The 25,684-nt window shown below is 72.2% G+C and carries 26 protein-coding genes; 24 read left to right on the top strand and 2 right to left on the bottom strand.

Annotated features, from left to right (window positions below):
* Positions 1–175: 175 nt before the first annotated feature.
* Positions 176–1,000, bottom strand: coding sequence for a class I SAM-dependent methyltransferase (locus tag ACIP37_RS29590; RefSeq protein ID WP_400806205.1), 825 nt, complete (start codon positions 998–1,000; stop codon positions 176–178).
* A gap of 274 nt (positions 1,001–1,274) precedes the next feature.
* Here ACIP37_RS29590 and proS point away from each other — a divergent pair, with 274 nt between their 5' ends.
* The 18 genes from proS (at position 1,275) to ACIP37_RS29500 (ending at position 18,050) form a co-directional block, all read left to right on the top strand.
* Entirely contained in the window at positions 1,275–2,687 is a 1,413-nt protein-coding gene (proS, locus tag ACIP37_RS29585) for a proline--tRNA ligase (protein ID WP_363585737.1), read from the top strand.
* Between the two features lie 398 nt (positions 2,688–3,085).
* A complete protein-coding gene (locus ACIP37_RS29580) occupies positions 3,086–3,664 on the top strand; it encodes a hypothetical protein (protein WP_063347677.1) in 579 nt (192 codons plus the stop codon).
* Positions 3,665–4,133: 469 nt separating this feature from the next.
* Positions 4,134–4,562: a 30S ribosomal protein S16 gene (rpsP, locus tag ACIP37_RS29575; protein WP_063347676.1), complete on the top strand. Its 429-nt coding sequence runs from the start codon at positions 4,134–4,136 to the stop codon at positions 4,560–4,562.
* A gap of 2 nt (positions 4,563–4,564) precedes the next feature.
* Complete coding sequence (locus ACIP37_RS29570; protein ID WP_030056773.1) at positions 4,565–4,804, top strand: RNA-binding protein; 240 nt, start codon at positions 4,565–4,567, stop codon at positions 4,802–4,804.
* Positions 4,805–4,933: 129 nt separating this feature from the next.
* Positions 4,934–5,575, top strand: a complete 642-nt coding sequence (gene rimM / locus ACIP37_RS29565) for a ribosome maturation factor RimM (protein ID WP_363631482.1) — start codon at positions 4,934–4,936, stop codon at positions 5,573–5,575.
* A gap of 35 nt (positions 5,576–5,610) precedes the next feature.
* Positions 5,611–6,429 carry a tRNA (guanosine(37)-N1)-methyltransferase TrmD gene (gene trmD / locus ACIP37_RS29560; protein WP_063351119.1) on the top strand — a complete coding sequence of 273 codons (819 nt, stop codon included), beginning with the start codon at positions 5,611–5,613 and terminating at the stop codon, positions 6,427–6,429.
* A gap of 154 nt (positions 6,430–6,583) precedes the next feature.
* Positions 6,584–6,934 carry a 50S ribosomal protein L19 gene (gene rplS, locus ACIP37_RS29555; RefSeq protein ID WP_063347674.1) on the top strand — a complete coding sequence of 117 codons (351 nt, stop codon included), beginning with the start codon at positions 6,584–6,586 and terminating at the stop codon, positions 6,932–6,934.
* A 323-nt stretch (positions 6,935–7,257) separates the two neighbouring features.
* Positions 7,258–7,974 (top strand): signal peptidase I, encoded by a 717-nt coding sequence (lepB, locus tag ACIP37_RS29550; protein ID WP_363585739.1) that lies wholly within the window; start codon positions 7,258–7,260, stop codon positions 7,972–7,974.
* Positions 7,975–8,185: 211 nt separating this feature from the next.
* Complete coding sequence (gene lepB / locus ACIP37_RS29545; RefSeq protein WP_363585740.1) at positions 8,186–9,043, top strand: signal peptidase I; 858 nt, start codon at positions 8,186–8,188, stop codon at positions 9,041–9,043.
* A gap of 240 nt (positions 9,044–9,283) precedes the next feature.
* Positions 9,284–10,300: a signal peptidase I gene (lepB, locus tag ACIP37_RS29540; RefSeq protein WP_363631478.1), complete on the top strand. Its 1,017-nt coding sequence runs from the start codon at positions 9,284–9,286 to the stop codon at positions 10,298–10,300.
* A gap of 145 nt (positions 10,301–10,445) precedes the next feature.
* A complete protein-coding gene (gene lepB, locus ACIP37_RS29535; protein ID WP_363585742.1) occupies positions 10,446–11,201 on the top strand; it encodes a signal peptidase I in 756 nt (251 codons plus the stop codon).
* 112 nt (positions 11,202–11,313) lie between these two features.
* Complete coding sequence (locus ACIP37_RS29530) at positions 11,314–11,787, top strand: NUDIX domain-containing protein (protein ID WP_363585743.1); 474 nt, start codon at positions 11,314–11,316, stop codon at positions 11,785–11,787.
* 55 nt (positions 11,788–11,842) lie between these two features.
* On the top strand, positions 11,843–12,169 hold the full coding sequence (locus ACIP37_RS29525) for a DUF2469 domain-containing protein (RefSeq protein ID WP_030056781.1): 327 nt from the start codon (positions 11,843–11,845) through the stop codon (positions 12,167–12,169).
* A 168-nt stretch (positions 12,170–12,337) separates the two neighbouring features.
* Entirely contained in the window at positions 12,338–12,892 is a 555-nt protein-coding gene (locus ACIP37_RS29520) for a YraN family protein (protein WP_400844758.1), read from the top strand.
* A 1-nt stretch (position 12,893) separates the two neighbouring features.
* On the top strand, positions 12,894–14,732 hold the full coding sequence (locus ACIP37_RS29515) for a YifB family Mg chelatase-like AAA ATPase (protein WP_400844755.1): 1,839 nt from the start codon (positions 12,894–12,896) through the stop codon (positions 14,730–14,732).
* 8 nt (positions 14,733–14,740) lie between these two features.
* Positions 14,741–15,907: a DNA-processing protein DprA gene (gene dprA / locus ACIP37_RS29510; protein WP_363585744.1), complete on the top strand. Its 1,167-nt coding sequence runs from the start codon at positions 14,741–14,743 to the stop codon at positions 15,905–15,907.
* A 338-nt stretch (positions 15,908–16,245) separates the two neighbouring features.
* Positions 16,246–17,193, top strand: a complete 948-nt coding sequence (gene whiG / locus ACIP37_RS29505) for an RNA polymerase sigma factor WhiG (RefSeq protein WP_400844782.1) — start codon at positions 16,246–16,248, stop codon at positions 17,191–17,193.
* A gap of 272 nt (positions 17,194–17,465) precedes the next feature.
* Complete coding sequence (locus ACIP37_RS29500; protein ID WP_363585763.1) at positions 17,466–18,050, top strand: helix-turn-helix domain-containing protein; 585 nt, start codon at positions 17,466–17,468, stop codon at positions 18,048–18,050.
* 48 nt (positions 18,051–18,098) lie between these two features.
* Here the strand turns inward: ACIP37_RS29500 and ACIP37_RS29495 are convergent, their stop codons facing one another.
* Positions 18,099–18,674: a M23 family metallopeptidase gene (locus tag ACIP37_RS29495; protein WP_363585746.1), complete on the bottom strand. Its 576-nt coding sequence runs from the start codon at positions 18,672–18,674 to the stop codon at positions 18,099–18,101.
* A gap of 685 nt (positions 18,675–19,359) precedes the next feature.
* Here ACIP37_RS29495 and rpsB point away from each other — a divergent pair.
* The 6 genes from rpsB (at position 19,360) to rlmN (ending at position 25,654) form a co-directional block, all read left to right on the top strand.
* Positions 19,360–20,292 carry a 30S ribosomal protein S2 gene (rpsB, locus tag ACIP37_RS29490; RefSeq protein WP_400844751.1) on the top strand — a complete coding sequence of 311 codons (933 nt, stop codon included), beginning with the start codon at positions 19,360–19,362 and terminating at the stop codon, positions 20,290–20,292.
* A gap of 129 nt (positions 20,293–20,421) precedes the next feature.
* Positions 20,422–21,261 (top strand): translation elongation factor Ts, encoded by an 840-nt coding sequence (tsf, locus tag ACIP37_RS29485; protein ID WP_363585748.1) that lies wholly within the window; start codon positions 20,422–20,424, stop codon positions 21,259–21,261.
* Positions 21,262–21,522: 261 nt separating this feature from the next.
* Complete coding sequence (gene pyrH / locus ACIP37_RS29480) at positions 21,523–22,287, top strand: UMP kinase (RefSeq protein WP_030056790.1); 765 nt, start codon at positions 21,523–21,525, stop codon at positions 22,285–22,287.
* 98 nt (positions 22,288–22,385) lie between these two features.
* Positions 22,386–22,943, top strand: coding sequence for a ribosome recycling factor (gene frr, locus ACIP37_RS29475; protein WP_063347665.1), 558 nt, complete (start codon positions 22,386–22,388; stop codon positions 22,941–22,943).
* The gene (locus ACIP37_RS29470) at positions 22,943–24,421 is read left to right on the top strand and encodes a phosphatidate cytidylyltransferase (RefSeq protein WP_400844748.1); all 1,479 of its coding nucleotides are present in this window, start codon (positions 22,943–22,945) and stop codon (positions 24,419–24,421) included. Before frr ends, ACIP37_RS29470 begins: the two co-directional genes overlap by 1 nt.
* A 132-nt stretch (positions 24,422–24,553) precedes the next feature.
* On the top strand, positions 24,554–25,654 hold the full coding sequence (gene rlmN / locus ACIP37_RS29465; RefSeq protein ID WP_363585749.1) for a 23S rRNA (adenine(2503)-C(2))-methyltransferase RlmN: 1,101 nt from the start codon (positions 24,554–24,556) through the stop codon (positions 25,652–25,654).
* The last annotated feature ends 30 nt before the right edge of the window (positions 25,655–25,684 follow it).

Genomic DNA, 25,684 nt, shown 5'->3' with positions numbered 1-25,684 from the left:
GGGGGCGCTCGCCGCGCTGGCGGGCGCCCCCGGTTTCGTCGTTGCCGGATCTGTTGTCGCCCGGGGCCGTTCCGATCGCCGCCGGGGGTCTCGTTCCCAGTGCCGTCGGGGTCTCGTTCCGGGCGTCGCCGTGGGCCCCGTTCCCAACGCCGTCGGGGTCGGCCGCCGCCAGCCGCTACCGGGGCCGTTCGGCGATCAGGTAGCGGAAGACGTTCTCCATCCGGACCGAGCCGTCCGCGCGCAGGTACGGCTGCAGCGCCTCCTCCAGCTCCTTGGCGACCAGCGACGCGCCGGAGAACTCCTCGGCCGCCTCGAACAGACCGGTGGAGAGCAGACCGCGCACCGCGCTGTCCAGGTCCGCGTAGGCGAACGGGCAGCTCACCCGCCCGCTGCCGGCCGGGCGCAGGCCGGCCGGGGCGAGCAGGTCCTCCAGCGTGCCGGGCGTGCTCAGCTCGAACGGGTCGCGCGCGGTGGTCCGGCCCGCCCGCCGACGCGCCACGTCCAGCACCGGGGCGCTCTGGCAGCGCTCCGGAGGGCCCCAGGCGGCCAGCACCACGTGCCCGCCCGGGAGGGTCAGCCGGGCGGCCTCGACGACCACCGCACCCGGCTCGGCGCAACCGGGCAACTGCTCGAACACCGTCACCAGCGAATGGGCCGAGCGGGGGACGGCAGCGGTCGGCCGGGCCCCCGCGCACACCCGCAGCCGACGGTCATGGGCCAGCTCGCGCAGCTCGTCCCGCGGCTCCTGGCCGGTGACCTGGGCACCGCGCCCGGCGGCGAGCAGCAGCGCCAGTCCGGACCGGCAGCCCAGGCCCAGCACGCTGGTCGCCGGGCCGACCTCCAGCCGGTCGTGGACCGCCTCGTAGAGCGGCACGAGCATGCGCTCCTGGATCTCCGCCCAGTCGCGCGCCCGCGCGGGCCGCGCCGCCCCGGGCTGCGGGTGGTGCGGTCGTGCGCCTGTCGGTCGTACGGTCGTGCCGGTCGTCCGAGCTGAAGCCATCGCGGCCTCCCATCCGGTCCTTCGGTGTGCTGCTACGGCTCCCCCAAAGTCCCGCCCCACTCCAGCGAACAGCGGGTCGGGCCCGGCGTCCAGAGGGGTGCAGGGTGGTGCGCGCGTGTCGCGGTCGTGCGCCCCCTGCGGTCGGCGGGTGCCGCCTCCTGCCGCCGGCGGGTGCGCGGTCGCCCGTCCGGCGGGTGCGGCGGTCGTCCGTCCGGCGGCCGCGGGCGTGTTATCGATTCGAAGTCAGGGGGCCGCGCCCCGTACCATTCGGGCCATGGCTAAGGCACCCGTTCTCACCCCTCAGGCGGAAGACTTCCCGCGCTGGTACCAGGACCTCATCAACAAGGCCGAGCTGGCCGACAACGGTCCGGTGCGCGGCACCATGGTCATCCGACCGTACGGCTACGGCCTGTGGGAGCGGATGCAGCAGGAGATGGACGCGCGGATCAAGAAGGCCGGCGCGCAGAACGCCTACTTCCCGATGTTCATCCCGCAGTCCTACCTGACCAGGGAGGCCGAGCACGTCGAAGGCTTCGCCCCCGAGCTCGCGGTGGTCACCCACGGCGGCGGCAAGCAGCTCGACGAGCCGGTCGTCGTCCGGCCCACCTCCGAGACGATCATCAACGAGTACTTCTCGAAGTGGGTGCAGAGCCACCGCGACCTGCCCCTGCTGATCAACCAGTGGGCCAACGTGGTCCGTTGGGAGCTGCGCCCGCGCGTCTTCCTGCGCACCACCGAGTTCCTCTGGCAGGAGGGCCACACCGCCCACGCCACCTACGAGGACGCCCGCGCGTACGCGTCGATGATCCACACCCAGGTCTACGGCGACTTCATGACGAACGTGCTCGGCATCGACGTCGTGCTCGGTCGCAAGACGGCCAAGGAGCGGTTCGCCGGCGCCATCAACACCCTCACCCTGGAGGGCATGATGGGCGACGGCAAGGCGCTGCAGATGGGCACCAGCCACGAGCTGGGCCAGAACTTCGCCAAGGCGTTCAACACGACCTACCAGCTCCAGGGCGGCGAGCGCGAGCACGTCTGGCAGACCTCGTGGGGCGTCTCGACCCGCATGGTCGGCGGCCTGATCATGTCCCACGGCGACGACAACGGCCTGCGGGTGCCCCCGCGACTGGCCGCCGTCCAGGCCGTCGTGCTCGCCATCAAGGGCGACGACGCGGTCATCGCCAAGGTGCGCGAGATCGGCGCCACGCTGGAGGCCGCCGGTGTCCGGGTGGTCGTCGACGACCGCACCGACACCCCGTTCGGCCGCCGCGCGGTGGACTGGGAGCTCAAGGGCGTGCCGCTGCGCATCGAGGTCGGCCCGCGCGACCTCGAGAACGGCACCGCGATGCTGGCCCGCCGGATCCCCGGCGGCAAGGAGCCCGTCTCCATCGACTCCCTGGCCGCGCTGGTCCCGGGCATCCTGGAGGAGGACCAGGCGCTGCTGCTGCGCCAGTCCCGCGAGCGCCGCGAGGCCCGTACCGTCGACGTCAAGACCATCGAGGAGGCCGCCGAGGCCGCCGCGACCGGTTGGGGCCGGATCTCCTGGGCCGACCTCGGCCCGGAGGGCGAGGCCAAGCTGGCCGAGCAGGGCGTTTCGGTGCGCTGCATTGTCGCGGCCGACGGCTCGGTGCCGCTGGCGGACGACCAGGACGGCAATATCGCGATCGTCGCCCGCGCGTACTGATGCCTGTTACCAGCAGGTAATGACCGTTGCCGGCGACATTTGCCCGGAATGCGGATGAGTAAGAATCCGGTAACTGTCCGAGGGGCGCCCCGACCGCGGACATCCCTACTGGCCGGTCAACTGCCGGTATTAACGCAATAGCGGTACGGTGTACGGCCCGTGGCCCTGTCAACTCGACGGGTCCACGGGCCGTACGTCCAGGGGGCGACAGCCCGCCCCCGGACGGAATTCACGAGGCCCGCCGAGCTGCGGCGAGCCGAAACCGGCAGGGGGTTGGTCTTGCGTCAGATCCGGAACGCGCAATTCGCGCGCGACCATGCATTCCTGGGAGTTTCCTGGGAATTCCCGAAGAACGAGAACATGCGGAACATCGGCTCGCACTCCATCGTTGGTCTAGCGTGAGCACGACACAGCCCCTCGTCCTCGCGGCCGAACTGGCCGCCGCCTGGAGTGACATCCAGGCCCACCACCAGGACCTCCCCGACCTGGCCTCGCCCGAGGCCCTGATCGGCGAATCCTCCTCGGCCTGTGGCACCCGGCTCGGTTTCGAGCGGCTCCTCCACGAGGCTGCCCACGGTCTGGCCGCGGCCCGGGACATCCGGGACACCTCGCGAGCCGGCCGCTACCACAACCGGCGCTTCCTGCTGCTCGCCTCCGAGCTCGGACTGGCGCACCCGGTCGAACCGCACGCGAGCAGCGGCTTCTCCCAGGTGACCATGCTCAAGGAGACCCAGGAGCGCTACGCGGAGACCATCGAGCGACTGGACCGCGCCCTCGGCGCGCACCAGGAGGCGGTGGCCGGCGACGGTACGACGCGGGCCTTCCGCGGCCCGGCCGCCCGGCACGGCTCCTCCGGGGGCGGCGTCCGGGTCAAGGCGGTGTGCGGCTGCGGACGGAACGTCCGGGTCGTGCCGTCGGTGCTCGCCCAGGCGTCCATCGTCTGCGGCGCGTGCCAGCAGCCGTTCAAGATCTCGTGACCGATCGGTCCACCGGACCGGGAGATCGTTAGACCGGAACACCAGAAGACGGGGAAGGCCGGCGGACGGCTGTGCGGGCAGCGGATCCGGCCGGAGCGAGCGGTACATCGGTGAGTTCGTGGGCGGACCGGGAGCGAGGGCTCCCGGTCGCGCCTTGTGGACGGGCCTGCGGAGGCGGTCGGGGGGCGGCCTCCGGAGGGTCGTGCGCGGCCCGCGGACGGCCGGGCGCGCCGCTGGGGCACGGCTGGGTGCGCGGCCGGGGTACGGCTGGGATGCAGCCGGGATGCCTCCTGCGGATGGCCGAGCGAAGGCGGTTCGCGCCGGTATGGCAGAATGGACAGCTGAGTACTCGGCAGCCGAGCAGGACCCCTCTCTCCTACGGCTGGCGTGTCCCTTGAACGGCCCACGGCGCAACCCCACGCGACGGCGCGGCCGCTCACCCACGTCAACACCAGGAGAATCCACTCCCGTGGCAGTCAAGATCAAGCTCAAGCGTCTCGGCAAGATTCGCTCCCCGCACTACCGCATCGTCGTCGCCGACTCGCGCACCAAGCGTGACGGCCGCGCGATCGAGGAGATCGGCATCTACCAGCCGACCTACAACCCCTCGAAGATCGAGGTCGACACCGACCGGGCCCAGTACTGGCTGTCCGTCGGCGCCCAGCCGACCGAGCCGGTGCTCGCCATCCTCAAGCTGACCGGCGACTGGCAGAAGTTCAAGGGCCTCCCGGCCCCGGCGCCGCTGCTGGTCGCCGAGCCCAAGGTCGAGGACTTCTCGCACCTGTTCGCGAAGGCCGTCGCCGGCTTCGAGGACGCCACCACCGGTGTTGCCATCACCCCGAAGGCCAAGAAGTCGGACAAGGTCGAGGCTGAGGCCGACGCCGCCGCCGAGGCCTGAGCGTGATCGAGGACGCCCTCGACCACTTGGTGAAGGGCATCGTCGAGCACCCCGACGAGGTGCAGGTGCGCTCGCGCAACCTGCGTCGGGGCAACACCATCGAGGTGCGAGTGCACCCCGATGACCTCGGCAAGGTGATCGGCCGGGGTGGCCGCACGGCGCGCGCACTGCGCACCGTGGTCGGCGCCCTCGGCGGTCGCAACGTCCGGGTCGACCTGGTCGACGTGGACAACATTCGCTGACGCAGCTGCTCGTTCAGCCGTCAGGGCTTGTGAGGCCGGCCGGGACGCATGTCGTCCCGGTCGGCCTTTCGCGTTTCTCGCGCTTCCCGCATTCCGTCCCGCTTCAGGAACTCCAGGAGAACGATCACCGTGCAGCTCGTCGTCGGCAAGATCGGCCGCGCCCACGGCATCAGGGGGGACGTCAGCGTCGAGGTCCGTACCGACGAGCCGGAGCTCCGGCTCGGCCCCGGTGCCGTCCTGTTCACCGACCCCGCGTCGGTGGGCCCGCTGACCATCGAGTCCGGCAAGGTGCACAGCGGCCGGCTGCTGCTGCGCTTCGCCGGCGTCAAGGACCGCAACGCGGCGGAGGCGCTGCGGGGCACGCTGCTCATCTCCGAGGTCGACCCGGAGGAGAGCCCCGAGGACCCGGAGGAGTACTACGACCACCAGCTGATCGGCCTGGACGTGGTGCTGCTCGACGGCACCCTCGTCGGCGAGCTGACCGAGGTCGTCCACCTGCCGTACCAGGACCTGCTTACGGTGGAGAAGGCCGACGGGACGGAGGTGCTGGTGCCCTTCGTCCGCCAGATCGTGCCGACCATCGACCTGGAGAACCAGCGTGCCGTGATCACCCCGCCGGTCGGCCTGATCGAACCCGAGCAGGCCGAGGTCGCCCGTGGTGCCTCCGCCGAGGGCGAGGACGCCGAGGATGCTGAGGGTGTCGAGGACGCTGAGGGTGTCGAGGGCGCCGAGGGTGCGGCCGGCGCCAAGGGCGCGGAGGGGTCGGAGTGACGGTGGAGGAGGGCGTCGCGCAGGTCCAGGACGGGATGCGGATCGACGTCGTCTCGATCTTCCCCGAGTACCTGGAACCGTTGAACATCTCGCTGGTCGGCAAGGCCCGCTCCCGCGGCCAGCTGGACGTGCACGTCCACGACCTGCGCGAGTGGACCCACGACGTGCACCGGACCGTGGACGACAGCCCGTACGGCGGCGGCCCCGGCATGGTGATGAAGCCCGAGCCGTGGGGCGAGGCGCTGGACGCGGTGGTCGCCGGCGGGCCCGAGGGTCAGCTGCCGACGCTCGTCGTGCCCACCCCCAGCGGGCGGCCGTTCACGCAGGAACTCGCCCAGGAACTGGCGAGCCGCCCCTGGCTGGCGTTCACCCCCGCCCGGTACGAGGGCATCGACCGGCGGGTCATCGAGGAGGCGGCCACCCGGATGCCGGTGGTCGAGGCCTCGATCGGCGACTATGTGCTGGCCGGTGGCGAGGTCGCCGTGCTGGTGATGGTCGAGGCGATCGCCCGGCTGCTGCCCGGGGTGCTCGGCAACGCCGAGTCCCACCGGGACGACTCCTTCGCGCCCGGTGCGATGGCCGACCTGCTGGAGGGCCCGGTCTACACCAAGCCCGCCGAATGGCGCGGCCGGACCGTGCCGGATGTGCTGCTCAGCGGAAACCACGGTCGGATCGCCCGCTGGCGGCGGGAACAGGCCTTCGCCCGGACCCTGGCGAACCGCACCGACCTGGTCGAGCGCTGGCGCTACGGCGCCTTCGACAAGAAGGACCGGGAGGCGCTCAGCATCCTCGGCCTGGCCTGGGACGAGGAGCTCGGCCGATTTCGGTCCGTGGCCGTCGGTGTGGAAGAATAGGCCGCTGCTGTCTGTTGCTGGGCCCCCTTCGTAGGGGCCACGTGGACCGGCGCCCTCGCCACGGGGGGATCGTCGTCAGCCGATGCGGCCCGCAGCAAACCCCATTGTGACGAACTTCCGTGGGCGGCCCGTGGCGCCTGCGATGGAGAGCAACATGAGCAACAAGCTCGCTGCTGTCGACGCGGCCTCGCTGCGTAGCGACATTCCGGCCTTCCGCGCCGGTGACACCCTGAAGGTCCACGTCCGGGTCATCGAGGGCAACCGCTCCCGCGTCCAGGTCTTCCAGGGCGTCGTCATCCGCCGCCACGGCGCCGGCGTCGGTGAGACCTTCACCGTTCGCAAGGTCAGCTTCAACGTCGGCGTGGAGCGCACCTTCCCGGTGCACACCCCGGTCGTCGAGAAGATCGAGGTCGTGACCCGCGGTGCGGTTCGCCGCGCCAAGCTGTACTACCTGCGTGACCTCCGCGGCAAGGCCGCGAAGATCAAGGAGAAGCGCGACCGCTGATCCACCGTCCCCCGGCCTCGCCGGGGGATCGGATCGCTCTGAGGGGCCGGGCCGCCGCACGGTAAGCTCAGCCCCCGATGAGCACGCACGAACCACCCGCGGACCGCGACGGCAGTCCCGCACCCACCGGTGCGGACTCGCTGTCGCGGTCCGCGGTCGTTTCGGGGGCCGTCCCGGGGCCCGGTGGGGAGGGATCCGGCCCCGGTGGGGACCCGCGGGCGGACGCCGGGGGTGCGCCGGAGGGCGAGGCCGCTTCCGAGGACGAGGACGCACCAGAGGGTGAGAACGCGCCGGAAGGCGAGCGTGCACCGGAAGGTGGGGGCGTGCCGGAAGGTGAGCGTGCACCGGGGGATGAGGAGCCGGGCCACTCGCGCTCGCGGGACCTGTTGCTGCTCGTGGGGATCTGCCTGCTGGCCCTGCTGCTGGTGAACGCCTTCGTCGCGCGCCCGTTCTCGGTGCCGTCCGGTTCGATGGAGGAGACCCTGCGACCGGGCGACCGGTTGATCGCGAACCAGCTCGCTTATGCCTTCGGCGGCCACCCCCAGCGGGGCGACGTCGTGGTCTTCGACGGGACGGGCTCCTTCCTGCCGGGGTCGGGCGGGCCGACCGGCTTCTGGGACGGGCTCAGCTCGCTCGGCCGGGACCTCGGGCTGGCCCCGGCCGGGAACACGGTCTACGTCAAACGGGTGATCGGCGTCGGCGGGGACCGGGTGACCAGCACCGGCCCGGGCGGGCCGATCACCGTCAACGGGGTGCCGATCGACGAGTCCTCCTACCTGGCCCCGGGGGACCAGCCGTCGAGCGTGGCCTTCGACGTGGTGGTGCCGACCGGCAAGCTCTGGGTGATGGGGGACCACCGCAGCGCCTCCCGTGACTCCCGCGACCACCTCGGCGAGCCCGGCGGCGGCTTCGTGCCCGAGAGCAGGGTGATCGGCCGGGCGGACTGGGTGGTCTACCCGTTCTCGCGCTTGACCGGCCTGGACCGGCCCGCAGCCTTCGCCGCGACTGCGGGGACGGGCGGTCATGGGGAGCAGAGGTAGCAGGGGCAGGGGCCGGGTGGCGGACCGCCCGGCCCCGGAGCCTGGCGCCGGCGGACCGGTCGGCGCCGGATCCGCAGGTGCCGGACCTGCGGATGCCGGGCGTGTGGATGCCGGGCGTGTGGATGCCGGGCGTGTGGAGGCCGACCCCGCGAGTGGCGGATCTGACGGTGCCGGACCAGGAGACGCCTCCCCCGGGGGTGCGGGCCCAGCCGTGGTGTTGCCGGTCCGGGGCCGGGCCGATCGCCGCCGCAGCGCCCGACGCGCGGCCCGGCGGCGCAAGCGGTCGCTGCTGAGGGAGTTCCCGCTGATCATCGTGGTGGCGTTGCTGGTCGCGCTGGTGATGAAGACCTTCCTGCTCCAGGTGTTCGTGATTCCCTCCGGCTCGATGGAGCAGACCATCCAGGTCGGGGACCGGGTGCTGGTGGACAAGCTGACCCCCTGGTTCGGCAGCGAGCCGCAGCGCGGCGACGTGGTGGTGTTCAAGGATCCGGGCGGTTGGTTGGAGGGCGACCACAAACCGTCCGGCGACGGTCCGGTGCTGGGGGCGGCCAAGCAGGTCCTCACCTACGTCGGGCTGCTGCCGTCGGACAGCGAGCAGGACTTGATCAAACGGGTCATCGGCGTCGGCGGGGACACCGTGGAGTGCTGCGATACGCAGGGCCGGTTGAGCGTCAACGGCACGCCGGTGGACGAGCCGTACCTCGCGCCCGCCAACCCGCCGTCCCGGCAGCCCTTCAAGGTGCGGGTGCCGCAGGGCCGGCTCTGGGTCATGGGCGACCACCGGGACGTGTCCGCCGACTCCCGCTTCCACATGGGGAACCCGGGGCAGGGGACCATCCCGCTGAGCGGTGTGGTCGGCCGGGCCTTCATGAACGCCTGGCCGCTGGACCGCCTCCATCAACTTGGCGTGCCGAGTTCACTCTCCTCGTTGGCCCGGGCTCCGCAGGCGCGCGGAACTGCGCCGGAATCCGTGGGCGTTGGGCCGGTTCCGATGGAACCTCCGCTCGTTATGGGTGTGTTGGGCATCCTTCCGGCCGTCGTTCGCCGGCCAGGGCGGCCGCCCGAGTGAGCCGGGCCGGGCGTCTCGCGGCCGGGCCGCGCGCGTGGGACCGCGAGCCGGATGCCTTGGAGTGATAGAGAAGTGCAGGTGCGGCCGGGAGGTCCCGGTCGTGCGTCGAGGCTGTGCTGGTGTCAGGGGAGCCCGCGATGGGCAGTCCCGAAGCGTCCATGGTCGTGGTGAGCGTGGTGCCCGCTGTGCGGCACTGTGAGCGCGGGCGCGCGGGCGTCCGCACAGCAGGGAGGAGACGTTGTGGGGGATGTGGTGATCGGCGCCCGCTCAGGTGCCGGCGAGCCCGAGGGCTCTGGCGGTCGAGCGGCCCGGTCCGCCGAGTCCGGTGCGTCCTCGGCCTCGGTCGAGGACGCGGCGGCCCAGACCGCCGACGAGCATGGCGACGGGACGGAGGGCCCCACCGGGGGCTCTTCGGAGTCCCACCGGCCCGACGCCGAGTCGGCGGACCAGTCGGAGTCGCAGGCCCCCGGCAAGCAGCGCAAGCAGCGTTCCTTCTGGAAGGAACTGCCGATCCTGGTCGGCATCGCGCTGGTCCTGGCGCTGGTGATCAAGACCTTCTTCGTCCAGGCCTTCTCCATTCCGTCGGAGTCGATGCAGAACACGTTGCAGGTCGGTGACCGTGTCCTGGTGGACAAGCTGACCCCCTGGTTCGGAGCGGAGCCCGAGCGCGGTGAGGTCGTGGTGTTCCACGACCCGGGCGGCTGGCTGAACGACGAGCCGACCCCGCAGAGCAGCAACTCCTTCGTCCGGGGCGTCCAGGACGTGCTCAGCTTCGTCGGTCTGATGCCGTCGGCCAACGAGAAGGACCTGATCAAGCGGGTCATCGCGGTCGGCGGGGACACCGTCGAGTGCCAGGGCACCGGGCCGGTGAAGGTCAACGGTGTCGCGCTCAACGAGCCGTACGTCTACCAGGGCAACACCCCCTGCGGTGACCACCCGTTCGACCCGGTGAAGGTGCCCAACGGCCGGATCTGGGTGATGGGCGACCACCGCGCCGACTCGCTGGACTCCCGCTTCCACATGGACCAGCCGGGTGGCGGCACCGTTCCGGTGGGCAACGTGATCGGGCGGGCCTTCGTCGTGGCCTGGCCGGTCGGCCACTGGTCGACGCTCTCGGTGCCGAACACCTTTGACCAGAAGGGTCTGGCGGTGGCCGCGCCTCTGGCGCCTCCCGTGGCCGGCGCGGTGGGCGCGGTCGCGCTGCTTCCGCTGGTGCGTCGGGTGCGGGAGCGGAGGGACGGCCGGAAGGACTCCTGAGCTCCACCGGGTTCTCCCCAGCCCTTGCGCGGGCCGTGGTACCGACGAGTAATCTGCTCGGACGTGCCACGGCCCGTCGGCTTTTCCGCCGGTGCCCCCGGCGTGCCAGTGGTGTTCTCCGGTCGGCCAGAGGTGGACGGATTCGATGAGCGGTGTCGTTGATCAGACGGCCGACCACCCGGCTTCGCCCGCCCGTCCGGGCCGCCGGCCCGCGGCGGTGCTGCAGGGCGTCGCGATCGCGCTCGGGCTGGTGCTGATGATCGGCGGCTTCGCCTTGATCGCGATCGACTACCGGCCGTACAGCATCCCGACCGCCTCGATGTCCCCCACGCTTCGGATCGGGGACACCGTGCTCGCCCGGAAGATCGACGGCGGGGCCGTCGGCCGGGGGGACGTCGTGGTCTTCCGGGACCAGGACTGGGGTGGCGAGCTCATGGTCAAGCGCGTGGTCGCGGTCGGCGGGGACACCGTCGCGGCCACCGGCAACGACCACCGGCTGACGGTCGACGGACAGACGGTGGAGGAGCCGTACCTCGCGGCGCAGGGCCCGCAGGGCTCCTCGTTCAGCGTCACGGTGCCGCCGGGGCGGCTGTTCCTGCTCGGCGACAACCGGTTGGGCTCGCTCGACTCCCGCACCCACCTGGAGGTCGACGGCGGGACCGTCCCGGCCGGCGCGGTGGAGGCCAGGGTCGAGGCCACCATGATGCCGTTCGGCCGGGTGGGCGACCTCGGCCGGACCGCGGCCTTCGACGGGCTTCCCGGACCGAAGGCCGGTGCGCCCGGGCCGCTGCAACCGGCCGCCTTCGCGACCGTTGCGGGCGCGGCGCTGATCCTCGTGACTTCGGCGGTGGGCGGGGTGGCGGGCCTGGCCCGCCGGCTCAGCCGGGGGCGCAGCTCCTGATCGCGGTCGTCGCGGCCCGGGCCGCTCTGCCGAACATCGCCCCGGACGGCGGCGCCGGGTGGCAGGATCGGTAGCGCCACCGATGCGAACGGAAGGAGCGTGGAGCGCTGCCATGACGGCACAACGGCGCAGGGCGGCGCGGATCCTGCTGCTGGACGGGCAGGACCGCATCCTTCTCTTCCTGGGCTCCGACCCGGCGACGCCGGGGGAGGCGTGGTGGTTCACGCCCGGCGGCGGCTTGGAGCCCGGGGAGGACGTGCGGGAGGCCGCCGCGCGGGAACTCGCGGAGGAGACCGGCCTGCGGGGTGTGGACCTGGGGCCCTTGGTGGCGTACGGCACGGTGTCGTTCTCCTTTCAGGGACGGCGTTACGAGCAGGATCAGTGGTTCCATCTGGCCCGGACCACGGAGACGGGGCTCGACCACTCGGGGATGGGCGAGGAGGAACACGCCCAACTGCTCGCGGCGCGCTGGTGGACGGTCGAGGAGCTGAGGGGGACCGCCGAGACGGTCTACCCGGCCGGATTGGCGGACTTCCTGGAGCGACTGCTGGCCGAGGGCCCGCCGGTCGCCCCGGTACGGCTCTGAGCGTGGGTGCGGTGGTCCACAATGGGTGGACGTGACAAGTTGAGGGGACGCCTGGATGAGTGCCGAAGATCTCGAGAAGTACGAGACCGAGATGGAGCTCAAGCTCTACCGGGAGTACCGGGACGTCGTCGGCCTGTTCAAGTACGTGATCGAGACCGAGCGACGGTTCTACCTCACCAATGACTACGAGCTGCAGGTGCACTCGGTGCAGGGCGAGGTCTTCTTCGAGGTGTCGATGGCGGATGCGTGGGTCTGGGACATGTACCGGCCGGCCCGGTTCGTCCGTAAGGTCCGGGTGCTGACCTTCAAGGACGTGAACATCGAGGAACTCGCGAAGAGCGATCTGGAGCTGCCCTCGGACGAGTCCGGCTTCGGGAACTGACGTTGGACTGCTCGGACCGGCGTTGTCCAGCGGAATTTCGCGCGATCGGGGCGTCTCACTCCTGCGGGTGACAAAAGTTATCCACAGGCTCGAGTTATCCACAGGGAACCGGAAATCCCCGGCCCCGCCGTGCGCGACGGTGCAACCTCCACGGCGGAGGTGGTCACCGTGCAGAACACGATCACGCAGGACCAGGCCGTACCGGGTGCGGCCGTACTGGACCAGGCCGCAGCGGCCGCAGCCGTGCGGGACGGCACGAAAGACGACACGAGGGACGGAACCGGACCGGGCCCGGGCCGCAGTACCAACAACGGGCTCGGCCGCTACGGCGAGCGGGTCGCCGCCCGCCGTCTCACGGAGGCCGGGCTCCGCATCCTGGACCGCAACTGGCGCTGTGTCGAGGGTGAGTTGGACATCGTCGCCCTCGACGGCGACACCGTGGCGGTCTGCGAGGTGAAGACCCGCTCCGAGCGGGGCTTCCAACAACCCAGCGAGGCCATCGGCCAGGCCAAGGCCGCCCGGTTGCAACGCCTGGCGGAGCGCTGGATGGCCGAACGCTGGCCGGGCCACTTCGCGCGGTTGGCCGGTCCCGGGTACGACCCCGGGCCCACGGACCCGCACTGGCCGCCCGCTCCGCCCGGGGGCGTGCGGATCGACCTGGTGGCCGTGGTCAACCGGGCCCGGGGTGCGGCCCTGGTCGACCACCTGCGGGGGGTGGTCTGAGATGGCCTTCGCCCGTACCTGTTCCGTCGCGCTGGTCGGCGTCGACGGAGTGATCGTCGAGGTCCAGGCCGACCTGGAGCCCGGGGTGGCCGCGTTCACCCTGGTCGGCCTGCCCGACAAGGCGCTGTCCGAGGCCCGTGACCGGGTGCGCGCGGCCGTGGTCAACAGCGGTGAGGCCTGGCCGCAGCGCAAACTGACCGTCGGGCTCAGTCCGGCCTCGGTGCCCAAGAGCGGCAGTGGCTTCGACCTCGCGGTGGCCTGTGCCGTCCTGGCCGCGGCCGAGCGGCTCGACCCTTCCTCCATCGCCGAGCTGCTGATCATCGGCGAACTGGGGCTGGACGGCCGGGTGCGGCCGGTCCGCGGGGTGCTGCCGTCTGTGCTGGCCGCAGCCGACGCGGGATACCAGCGGGTCGTGGTCGCGGAGCAGACCGCGCCCGAGGCCTCGCTCGTCCCGGGCGTGACCGTGATCGGCGTCCGCAGCCTGCGGCAGCTGATCGCCGTCCTGACCGGCGCGCCCGCGCCGGAGGAGCCGCCCGACCCGATCGGCGGCCGGCCGGATCCGCTGATGGCCGGCCTGATGCTGCCCAGCGCCGGCGTCCGGGGACTGTCCGACGACAAGTCGGCGCGCCTCGACCTGGCCGACGTGGCCGGACAGTACGAGGCCCGGCGCGCCCTGGAGATCGCCGCCGCCGGAGGTCACCACCTGTACCTCAAGGGCCCACCGGGCGCGGGCAAGACGATGCTGGCGGAGCGGCTGCCCTCGCTGCTCCCGCCACTGACCCAGAAGGAGGCTCTGGAGGTCACCGCCGTGCACTCGGTGGCCGGGCTGCTCCCGGCAGGGCGCCCGCTCATCGACACGGCGCCGTACTGCGCCCCGCACCACTCCACGACGATGCCGGCGATCGTCGGCGGCGGCAGCGGCCTGCCGAGACCGGGGGCGGTCTCGCTGGCCCACCGGGGCGTGCTGTTCCTGGACGAGGCGCCGGAGTTTCCGGTCCGGGTGCTCGACTCACTGCGCCAGCCGCTGGAGTCGGGCGAGGTGGTGATCGCCCGCTCGGCCGGCTCACTCCGGCTCCCGGCCAGGTTCCTCCTCTGTCTGGCCGCCAACCCCTGCCCGTGCGGTCGGCATTCACGGCGGGGTGAGGGCTGCGAGTGCACTCCTACGATGGTCAGCCGCTACCAGGGGCGGCTCTCAGGGCCGCTGCTGGACCGGGTCGACCTCCAGGTTCAGGTCGCCCCGGTGACGAGGATCGAACTCATGGAACGGGACGCCACGGCGGAGAACACCGAGACCGTCGCGGCCCGGGTGCTGGCCGCGCGGGAACGGGCGGCGGCCCGGTTGGCGGCCACCCCGTGGCGGACCAACGCGGAAGTCCCGGGCCACGAACTGCGGACCCGCTGGCAGCTCGCCCCCGGCGCACTGAACGATGTCGCCCGCCAGTTGGAGCGAGGGGTGCTGACCGCCCGCGGCCTGGACCGGGTGCTCCGGGTCGCCTGGACGGTCGCCGACCTCGCCGGTCGCGATCGGCCGGACCAGCGGGACGTCCGCACCGCACTGGTCCTGCGTACCGGCGTCGAGCAGGGGCTGCCGCTGGGCGAGCGGGTCTACGGCCGACTCGGTGGCATCCCGGCCCAGCGCAGCGGGCCGGTCGACGAGCCGCCCGAAGGGCAGAGCCGGTCGGGCCGGTTCGAGAAGCCCGATCGTCCCGACTGCCCTGGCCCGGAGAGTCCTGGTCCGTCGGACCGCCCCGATGCCCCTGGCCGATCCATCCGGTCCGGCTCCGCCAAGCGGTCCGGGAAACGCGACCAGCATCCGGCGAACGAGGGCGGTGAGGCATGAACCCGATGATGACGCACCTTCAGCCTCCCGGTCGGGCAGAGCCCGAGTCCGGTCCCGAACCGGAGCGCCTCGCCCGCGCCGTACTCAGCCGGCTGAGCGAGCCCGGGGACGCGGTGGTCGGCCGGTGGCTCGGTCAGCTCTCCGCAGCCGACGTCGTCCGGGCGATCCGCGACGGGACGGTGCCCGCGCACCCCGGACTGGACGGCCCCCGGCTGGCCGGCTACCAGGCGAGGCTCCCCGGTCTGGACCCGGCCGAGGACCTGGAACGGGTACGAGCCGTCGGTGGACGCTTCATCATTCCGGGGGACACGGAATGGCCCAGCCAACTGGACGATCTGGGCGACGGGCGCCCGATCGGGCTCTGGACGACCGGCACGGGTTCGCTGCGGCTGCTCGCGCTCCGCTCGGTGGCGATGGTCGGCTCCCGGGCCTGCACGGCCTACGGCGCCCACGTCGCTGGGGAACTGTCGGCCCAACTGGCCGAGCGAGGTTGGGTCGTGGTGTCCGGAGCCGCCTACGGGATCGACGCGGCCGCCCACCGAGGGGCGCTCTCCGTCGGCGGGATGACCATCGCGGTGCTCGCCTGCGGGGTCGACGTGGCCTACCCGAAGGGGAACGCCGAACTGATCCGGCGGATCGGCGCCCAGGGGCTGCTGGTCAGCGAACTCCCGCCCGGGGAGCACCCGAACCGCTTCCGCTTCGTGCTCCGCAACCGGGTCATCGCGGCGCTCACCCGGGGCACGGTGGTGGTCGAGGCGGCGATGCGCAGCGGCGCGCTGAGCACGGCCAGACGGGCGCGGGACCTCAACCGCCACACCATGGGCGTCGCCGGCCCGGTGACCTCGGAACTCTCGGCCGGGGTGCACGCCCTGATCCGCAGCGGCGGCGCCACGCTGGTCACCGACTCCGCCGAGATCGCCGAACTGATCGGGGCGATCGGGGACGACCTGGCGCCGCAGCGCAGCGGCCCGGTCCTGCCCAGGGATCTGCTGGAGCCGGCGGTGGCCCGGGTGCTGGAGGCCGTCCCGGCGACGGCGGAGGGCGCGCCGATCGAGCGGTTGGCCCGACAGTCCGGACTCCCTCCGGACGAAGTACTGCAGCGGCTCTACGAGTTGGGCTCGCTCGGTTACGTCGAGCGGCACGGCGCGCACTGGCGCCTGGTGCGGAGGAGGTGACGGTCGGAACGAAGCGCACATCCGTGCCGTGGAGAGGGAGTGTCGGAATCGCCTGGCTGACCTGCTGCTCCGGTTCGTCCGTTCGCGTGCCCGGATCCGGTGGCGCGAACGCCACCGGATCGGGGGACGACCGAGTGGCGGTAGCGCATTGCAGCGAGTCGGTCACGCTACGCTCCACATGCCTTCCCTATCAGCACATGACTCGGCAGAACGGCGCAGACCAACGCATGCCCACACACATTCCCGGACACAGAGTGACCGGTGGCGCCCGGTCCTCGGGAGGGCCGCGGACCGAGCGGCGCCCCGTGACTGAGTTCCCGCCCAAGGCGACGGGGACGATGGGGGGCCTGTCGCGCCAGGGCGGCCGGCCGACGGCGGTGCCGGGCCAGCCCACCGACGCGGTCGCCGCCGCCGCCACCGGCGACGGCGCAGCCCGCCCGATCGCTGCCGGTGCCCTGCCACCGGACGGCACCCCCCCGCCAGGCCCGGAGCAGGGGCCGAGCGGTCAGGGCCCCGGAGCCCAGGGGCGCACCGCGCTCGAAGAGCTCTGGCGCTCCTACAAGGAGACCGGCGACCAGCGGCTGCGCGAGCAGCTGATCCTGCACTACTCACCGCTCGTCAAGTACGTGGCGGGGCGGGTCGGGGTCGGCCTGCCCTCCAACGTCGAGCAGGCCGACTTCGTCTCCTCGGGGGTCTTCGGGCTGATCGACGCGATCGAGAAGTTCGACGTCGACCGCGCGATCAAGTTCGAGACCTACGCGATCAGCCGGATCCGCGGCGCGATCATCGACGAACTGCGTGCCCTGGACTGGATCCCGCGCTCGGTGCGGCAGAAGGCGAAGGCCGTCGAGCGGACGTACGCGACGCTGGAGGCCCGGCTGCGCCGTACGCCGCACGAGCCCGAGGTCGCGGCCGAGATGGGCATCGCGATCGAGGATCTGCACGCGATCTTCAGCCAGCTGTCCCTGGCCAACGTGGTGGCCTTGGACGAACTGCTGCACCCGGTGGGGGAGGGCGGCGACCGGCTGAGCCTGATGGACACCCTGGTGGACCACGGTGCCGACAACCCGGTCGAGGTGGCCGAGGACCGCGAGCTGCGCAGGCTGCTGGCCCATGCGGTCAACACCCTCCCCGAGCGGGAGAAGACCGTGGTGACGCTCTACTACTACGAGGGCCTCACCCTCGCCGAGATCGGCCAGGTGCTGGGGGTGACGGAGAGCAGGGTGAGCCAGATCCACACCAAGTCCGTCCTCCAACTGCGCGCCAAGCTGTCGGACATCCGGTAGCGAGGGCCGGGGCCCGTCCCGGCCCGGCCGACCTCCGGGTCGCGACCCCGACCACGCCGCCGGTCCGCACCCGCCCGGCCGCGTGCCCGGTCCGCACCTGCCTGGCCGGAACCCTGGGCCGTTACTCCGGGCCGGACCCCGGGTTGCGCGCCCACTCGCACGCCTCGCCGCGCGCCTGCGCGCCCTCGCTCCCCGGCCAGATGCGCGGCGCCGTACCGGCCGAAGGTAGGGCTCCGTACAGTGGGAGCGTGCCGAAGATCCGAGCGGCCACGGTGGCCGAGCATCGCCAGCTGCAGCGCGCAGCCCTCCTTGACGCTGCCCGCACCCTGCTCACGGAGGGCGGCATGGAGGCGCTGACCTTCCCCGCGCTCGCTGCGCGCACCTCCCTGGCGCGCTCCTCGGTCTACGAGTACTTCCGCTCCCGGGCCGCCGTGGTCGAGGCGCTCTGCGAGGTGGACTTCCCGCTCTGGGCGGCCGAGATCGAGGCCGGGATGGAGAGCTGTGACAGCGCGGCCGACCGGATCGAGGCGTATGTCCGCGGCCAGCTGGCGTTGGCCGCGGACCCGCGCCACCGGGCGGTGGTGGCGATCTCCGCGCTCGAACTCGACGAGGCCGCGCGCGAGCGCATCCGGGCGGCGCACGGCAAGCTGGTCGGCCTGGTCGTCCGGGCCCTGGAGGATCTCGGTCACGCGCAGCCCCGGCTCGCTGCGGCGCTGCTCCAAGGGGTCGTGGAGGCGGCCGTGCGCCGGGCCGAGCAAGTGTCGGCGGGGGGCCGCGCCGGGTGTGCGGCCGAGCGCCCCGAGCTGATCGCGGACGCCGCGGTGGCCATGGCCCTGCACGGCCTCGACCGGGCCTGAACCGCCATTCGGCCCGGTTCGTCTGGTTCATCCGGTTCAGCTGATTCATCAGGTGCGCCCAGCGCCGCCCAGCGGCAGCAGCCGCGCCGCTCCCGCGCCGAACAGGGCCAGCGGGTCGAGGTAGCGTCCGCCGCGCAGCAGCCCCCAGTGCAGGCAGTGCCGCGCTGGGCAGTGCCGCCCGTCGGGGGCGAGCCGCCCGATCACCTGTCCGGCGGGTACCTCGGTGCCGACCGGGGCGGTGCCGGCGACGGGCAGGTAGGTGGTCCGCAAGGGGGGTGACCCCGAGCCGGGGTGGGTGACGGTCACCACCGGGCGCCCCGCCACCAGCCCGGAGAAGGTGACCACCCCGGCGGCAGCCGCCCGTACCTCCGCCCCGGGTGCGGCGGCGAGGTCCACTCCCCGGTGTCCGGCGGCCCACGGCGCGGCCGGTGGTTCGAATCGCCCGAGCACCCCGCCGGGCCCGCCCACCGGCCAGGCCCGCGCACCGCCCGAACCGGTCCGGCCGGTCTCGCCGCCCCCGCCAGCACCTCCGGCACCCCCGCCCGGACCTGAGCCGACACCCCCACTGAGAGCGGCGCCCCGCGCCGCGCCGCCCGAGACCAGCAGCACCAGTGTCACCAGCACGGCGACCACCCCCCGCAGCACACCAAACGAGCGCGGCCCCAACCGGTCCGGCCCCAAGCGGGCCGGACCGACGGCGGACAGAACCGGGTACCCAGCGCGAGCAGTCATGCCCCGAGGCTTGCTGCGCCGCCGCCCCGGTGCCACCCACTTCCGGACTCCTGTGGACAAACCGCCCTCGTGGCCGGATCCCGTCCCTCCAGCGGGTGTACGGATGCCGCCATCCGGTGTACAAGCACCGCAGCAGCGGCGCTCCCAGGGCCCGGCCGGCCCGCCTCCGGTCCGTCTCCGGCCCGCCTCCGCCCAGCTCCCGCCAGCGCTGATCCGCCCGCCCAGGGCCCCCGCCGGTCGCGGAGTCGCCCGCCCCGCAGCGCTTCCCGTACACTTCACACGCGACCCGGTCCGCCGGGTCGACTTCGCACGCCCCGCCACCGGTGGACGGACGCGGCCCGGCCGCTGCCCCCGCCAGGTGCGAGTGCCGCTCGGTCCGCCGAGCCCGCCTGGTCCCCGGACCGTGTGGGTTCAAGCGGCTCGGCACGTTCGGGGCGTCAGGCGTGGCTGTCACCTGGCTGCCACGGACAAACCGAGCCTGACCCGGCCGGACGCACCGCGCGAGCGGGGAGCGCCACCGCGCGAACCCGCCGTCCGTTGCGCGACCGCCGGGCCGTAACACCTGAGGAGCACGGCTATGGCCGTCGTCACGATGCGGGAGCTGCTGGAGAGCGGCGTCCACTTCGGTCACCAGACCCGCCGTTGGAACCCGAAGATGAAGCGCTTCATCATCACGGAGCGCAACGGCATCTACATCATCGACCTCCTGCAGTCGCTGAACTACATCGACCGCGCCTTCGAGTTCATCAAGGAGACCGTTGCCCACGGCGGCAGCGTCCTCTTCGTCGGCACGAAGAAGCAGGCCCAGGAGGCCATCGCCGAGCAGGCCACCCGCGTGGGCATGCCCTACGTGAACCAGCGCTGGCTCGGCGGCATGCTGACCAACTTCTCGACCGTCTACAAGCGCCTGCAGCGCCTGAAGGAGCTCGGCGAGCTGGACTTCTCGGACGTGGCCGGTTCCGGCCTCACCAAGAAGGAGCTCCTGGTCCTCCAGCGCGAGCACGACAAGCTGGAGAAGACCCTCGGCGGTATCCGTGACATGCAGCGCGTTCCCAGCGCCGTGTGGATCGTGGACACCAAGAAGGAGCACATCGCGGTCGGCGAGGCCCGGAAGCTCAACATCCCGGTCGTCGCCATCCTCGACACCAACTGTGACCCCGACGAGGTCGACTACAAGATCCCGGGCAACGACGACGCGATCCGCTCCGTCACCCTGCTGACCCGCGTGATCGCCGACGCCGTGGCCGAGGGTCTGAAGGCCCGCGCCGGTGTCGCCAAGGGCGACGTCAAGGCCGAGCCGGGCGCCGACCAGCCGCTGGCCGACTGGGAGAAGGACCTCATCGAGGGCGAGAAGAAGGCCGAGGAGGCCCCCGCCGCCGCCGAGGCTCCGGCCGCTGAGGCCCCCGCCGCCGAGGCTTCGGCCGTCGAGGCCCCCGCCGTCGAGGCCCCCGCCACCGAGGCAGCGGCCACCGAGGCTGCGGCCACCGAGGCGCCGGCCGAGCAGGCCTGACGTACCAAGGGTGAGGGGCACCCGCCGGTACGACACCGGTAGGTGCCCCTCTCTCCCGCGCCGGGACCGAACCATCGGTCCCGGCGTCTCCCCACGCAGACACGCGAGACGCGAGAAGAGATTCACACCATGGCGAACTTCACCGCCGCGGACGTCAAGAAGCTCCGTGAGCTCACCGGCGCCGGCATGATGGACTGCAAGAAGGCCCTGGACGAGGCCGAGGGCAACGTCGAGAAGGCCGTCGAGTTCCTGCGCATCAAGGGCCAGAAGGGCGTTGCCAAGCGCGAGGGCCGTGACGCCTCCAACGGCGCCGTCGCCGCGCTGATCGCCGAGGACAAGAAGTCCGGCGTTCTGGTCGAGCTGAACTGCGAGACCGACTTCGTCGCCAAGGGTGACAACTTCGTCAAGGTCGCCGACGCGATCGCCGCTCACGTGGCCAAGACCGCCCCGGCCGACCTGGACGCCGCCCTGGCGTCCGAGATCGAGGCCGGCAAGACCGTCCAGCAGTTCGTCGACGAGGCCAACGCGACCCTGGGCGAGAAGATCGTCTTCCGTCGCTTCGCCCAGTTCGACGGTGACGGCTTCGTCGCGGTCTACCTGCACAAGACCAGCCCCGACCTGCCGCCGGCCGTCGGCGTCCTGGTCGAGCTGGACAAGGAGAACGCCGAGGTCGCGAAGGACGTCGCGCAGCACATCGCCGCGTTCGCGCCGAAGTTCCTGTCCCGCGCGGAGATCCCGGCCGAGGACCTCGAGAACGAGCGTCGCGTCGCCGAGGCCACCGCGCGCGAGGAGGGCAAGCCCGAGGCCGCCCTGCCGAAGATCGTCGAGGGTCGCGTCACCGGCTTCGTCAAGGAGAACTCCGTCCTGGAGCAGGCCTTCGCGAAGGACAACAAGAAGACCGTCGCCAAGGTCCTCGAGGAGAACGGCGTCGCCCTCAAGCGCTTCGCCCGCTTCCGCGTCGGCGCCTGAGCCACGTTCCACCTGGTCCCCGGCGCCCTTACGCTGGGAACCGCCCCCGCCCGTTGACCGGGGCGGGCGGAACGCCGAACGGGCTCACCCAGTGCCAACCGTCCATGGGCGGGCCGCGTCGGCACCATGAACGACGAGGAGGCCATTGCCGTGCAGGACACCGAACCGGTTCCCGCGGCAGTGGCCTCCTCTCGCGTACGCGCAGGCCGGGCATCCGCACACCCGCGCCTGTGAGCCAGTAGGTGCAAAAAGGAGAAGTCCATGCAGGAGACGCAGGAGACCGCGCAGGACCCCAAGGCCGGCTCGCGCCGCCGGGTGCTGCTCAAGCTGTCCGGTGAAGCCTTTGCCGGTGGTGGCGGACTCGGCGTCGACCCGGACGTCGTGCACGCGATCGCCCGGGAGATCGCCACCGTCGTCCGTGCCGGTACCGAGGTCGCGGTGGTCATCGGCGGCGGCAACTTCTTCCGGGGCGCCGAGCTGCAGGTCCGCGGCATGGACCGGGCGCGCTCCGACTACATGGGCATGCTCGGCACCGTGATGAACTGCCTGGCGCTGCAGGACTTCCTGGTCAAGGAAGGCATCGAGACCCGGGTCCAGACCGCGATCACCATGGGCCAGGTCGCTGAGCCGTACCTGCCGCTGCGGGCCGTCCGGCACCTGGAGAAGGGCCGTGTGGTGATCTTCGGCGCCGGTATGGGCATGCCGTACTTCTCGACCGACACCACCGCCGTCCAGCGGGCCCTGGAGATCCACGCCGACGTCCTGCTGATGGGCAAGAACGGCGTGGACGGCGTCTACGACTCGGACCCCCGGACCAACCCGGACGCGGTGAAGTTCGACGCGCTGGAGTACTCCGAGGTCATCGCGCGCGACCTCAAGGTCGCCGACCTCACCGCGATCACGCTGTGCAAGGACAACAACCTCCCGATGCTGGTCTTCGAGCTGCTGGCGGAGGGCAATATCGCGCGCGCGGTGAAGAGTGAGAAGATCGGCACACTCATCAGCCAGGATTCTGTCCGGGCCTGAGCAGCAATCAGCCGTACGGGACGGCGCCGTCGCCGTGACCGGCCTCGACGCCGACACCGGTCGGGACAATCGCAGATGAACCGGACAGGGAGATCACAGTGATCGAAGAGACCCTCCTCGAAGCCGAGGAGAAGATGGAGAAGGCCGTCGCCGTCGCCAAGGACGACTTCGCCGCCATCCGCACCGGCCGTGCCCACCCGGCGATGTTCGCCAAGATCGTCGCCGAGTACTACGGCACCGTGACGCCGATCAACCAGCTGGCCTCGTTCTCGGTGCCGGAGCCCCGGATGGCGGTCGTCTCGCCGTTCGACAAGACCGCGCTGAAGGCGATCGAGCAGGCGATCCGCGACTCCGACCTGGGCGTCAACCCGTCCAACGACGGTTCCCTCATCCGGGTGGTGCTGCCCGAGCTGACCGAGGAGCGCCGCCGGGAGTTCATCAAGGTGGCCCGGGGCAAGGGCGAGGACGCGAAGGTCTCGATCCGCGCGGTGCGCCGCAAGGCCAAGGACGCCATCGACAAGCTGGTCAAGGACGGCGAGGTCGGCGAGGACGACGGCCGCCGCGCCGAGAAGGAGCTCGACGACACCACGGCCAAGTACGTGGCCGCCGTCGACGAGCTGCTGAAGCACAAGGAAGCCGAGCTGCTCGAAGTCTGATGAACGACGCCCCTGACGCCCCTGGCTACTGGGGCCCGTCCGACCAGCAGTTCCAGCCCTACCGCCCGGCGCCGCAGCCCCGGCCGCAGGCTCCTCTGCAGCAGGCGCACCCGGCGCCGGGGTACGGCGAGTACCCGGCGCCGCCGCAGGCCCAGGGCTACCCCGGTCACCCGGGCGGCGGGGCCGCCCACCCGGGTGCGCCGGGCGGCGCGCCGGGTGACCCCGGCCACCGTTCGGATCACTCGCAGCAGCCTCCGGTGTACTGGGGCGGCGACGCGGAGGAGACTCAGGTCATGCCTCCCGTACCGGCGGGCCCCGGCCCGTTCCCCGGCGTGCCGGACCAGGGCCCGTCGGCGGGCTCCGGCCGGCCGGGTGACCCCGCCGCCGGTCAGTCCCGGGAGGCCGGTCGGCTGAGCGGCCCACTGTTCCGGGACGACCGGTCCGAGGCGGCGGCGCCGGGCGTGACGGAGACGGTCGTGCTGCGCGCGATAACCGATGACGCCACCCCCGGCCGCGGCGCCCCGCCGCGCCCCGGGGCCTCGGTGCCTCCCGCGCCGCCGTCGAGTTACCCGGCGGCCGGGCAGCCCCACTTCGTGCCGTCGTCCCATCCAGGGCAGGAGACACCCGTGGCCGCCCAGTCCGCCCCGCAGCCGCAGCCGCGCAAGCAGCGCGGTGGCCGTAACCTCCAGGCCGCGATAGGCGTGGGGATCGGTCTCGGTGCGGTGATCATCGCCTCGCTGTTCGTGGTGAAGGCGCTGTTCCTGTTCGTCGTGATGGCCGCGGTGTCGGTCGGCGTCTGGGAGCTGACCAGTCGGCTCGCCGAGCGCAAGCAGATCAAGGCGCCGCTGGTGCCGCTGGTCGCGGGCGGCATCGCCATGATCGCCACCGGCTACTGGGCCGGGGTGCAGTGGGCCGCGGCCTCGCTCGCGCTGACCGGGCTGGCGGTGATGGTCTGGCGGATGGCCGAGCCGCCGGAGGACTACCTGCGGGACATAACGGCCGGGGTGTTCACCGCCTTCTACGTGCCGTTCCTGGCCACCTTCGTGGCGTTGATGCTGGCGGCCGACGACGGCCCGCAGCGGATCGTGCTGTTCCTGATCGTCACGATCTGCAGCGACACGGGCGCCTACGCGGTGGGCTACAAGTTCGGCAAGACCAAGCTCGCCCCGACGATCAGCCCCGGCAAGACCCGTGAGGGCCTGGCCGGCGGCATCGGCCTGTCGATGCTGGCGGGCGCCGTGCTGATGGAGCTGATCATCGACGGCGGCAGCTGGTGGCAGGGCCTGATCCTGGGCGGCTGCGCGGCGGTCACCGCGACCCTGGGCGACCTGGGCGAGTCGATGATCAAGCGCGACCTCGGCATCAAGGACATGGGCACGCTGCTGCCCGGCCACGGCGGCATCATGGACCGGCTGGACTCGCTCCTGCCGACCGCCCCGGTGGTCTGGCTGCTGCTGGCGGCCTTCGTCGGCAGTTAGGGCCTGTCCGGCCCTCGGACAGGTCCTCGCCCCGGCCTCCGGCCCGAGCGGCGGAAGGGCCCCGGACGTCTGCGCGTCCGGGGCCCTCGCACGTCCCGGCCCGCTCCCGGCGTCTGCGACACTGGATGAACCATGCCTAAGCCCGGAGAACTCACCTTTGTCGCGCCGCGCGGCGCCAAGCCCCCGCGACACCTCGCCGACCTGAGCCCCGCCGAGCGCAAGGAGGCCGTCGCCGAGCTGGGCGAGCAGCCGTTCCGCGCCAAGCAGCTCTCCAACCACTACTTCGGCCGGATGTCGAACGACCCGGCGGGCTGGACGGACATCCCCGCCGCCAGCCGGGAGAAGCTCACCGGGAGCCTGCTGCCGGAGCTGATGTCGGTCGTGCGGCACGTGTCCTGCGACGACGACAGCACCCGCAAGACGCTCTGGAAGCTCTTCGACGGTACGCTCGTCGAGTCGGTGCTGATGCGCTACCCGGACCGGGTCACCATGTGCATCAGCTCGCAGGCGGGCTGCGGCATGAACTGCCCCTTCTGCGCGACCGGCCAGGCCGGGCTGACCCGCAACCTGTCCACCGCCGAGATCGTCGAGCAGATCGCCGCCGGGATGCGCGCGCTCAAGGCCGGCGAGATCCCCGGCGGCGAGGCGCGGCTGTCGAACGTGGTCTTCATGGGCATGGGCGAGCCGCTGGCCAACTACAACCGGGTGCTGGCCGCGATCCGCCGGCTGACCGACCCGGCGCCGGACGGTTTCGGCCTGTCCCAGCGTGGTGTCACGGTCTCCACCGTCGGCCTGGTCCCGGCGATGAACCGGCTGGCCGACGAGGGCCTCAGCTGCCGCCTGGCGCTGTCGCTGCACGCCCCGGACGACGAGCTGCGCGACGAGCTGGTGCCGGTGAACACCCGCTGGAAGGTCGCCGAGGTGCTGGACGCCGCGTGGAACTACGCGGAGAAGTCCGGCCGGCGGATCTCCATCGAGTACGCGCTGATCAAGGACATCAACGACCAGGCGTGGCGGGCGGACCTGCTCGGCCGGCTGATCAAGAACCACCGGGTGCACGTCAACCTGATCCCGCTGAACCCGACGCCGGGCTCCAAGTGGACCGCCTCCCGGCCCGAGGACGAGCGCGAGTTCGTCCGCCGGCTCCAGTCGCACGGGGTGCCGACGACCGTCCGCGACACCCGTGGCCAGGAGATCGACGGCGCCTGCGGCCAGCTCGCCGCGGCGGGCTGAGCCGGCGGGCTGAGCCGGCGGGTCACCGCA

It is taken from the genome of Kitasatospora sp. NPDC088861, from assembly GCF_044750105.1.
Classification (GTDB): Bacteria; Actinomycetota; Actinomycetes; order Streptomycetales; family Streptomycetaceae; genus Kitasatospora.
Note: the sequence above shows the minus strand (reverse complement) of the source record. Positions and strands in the feature narration are given on the sequence as shown.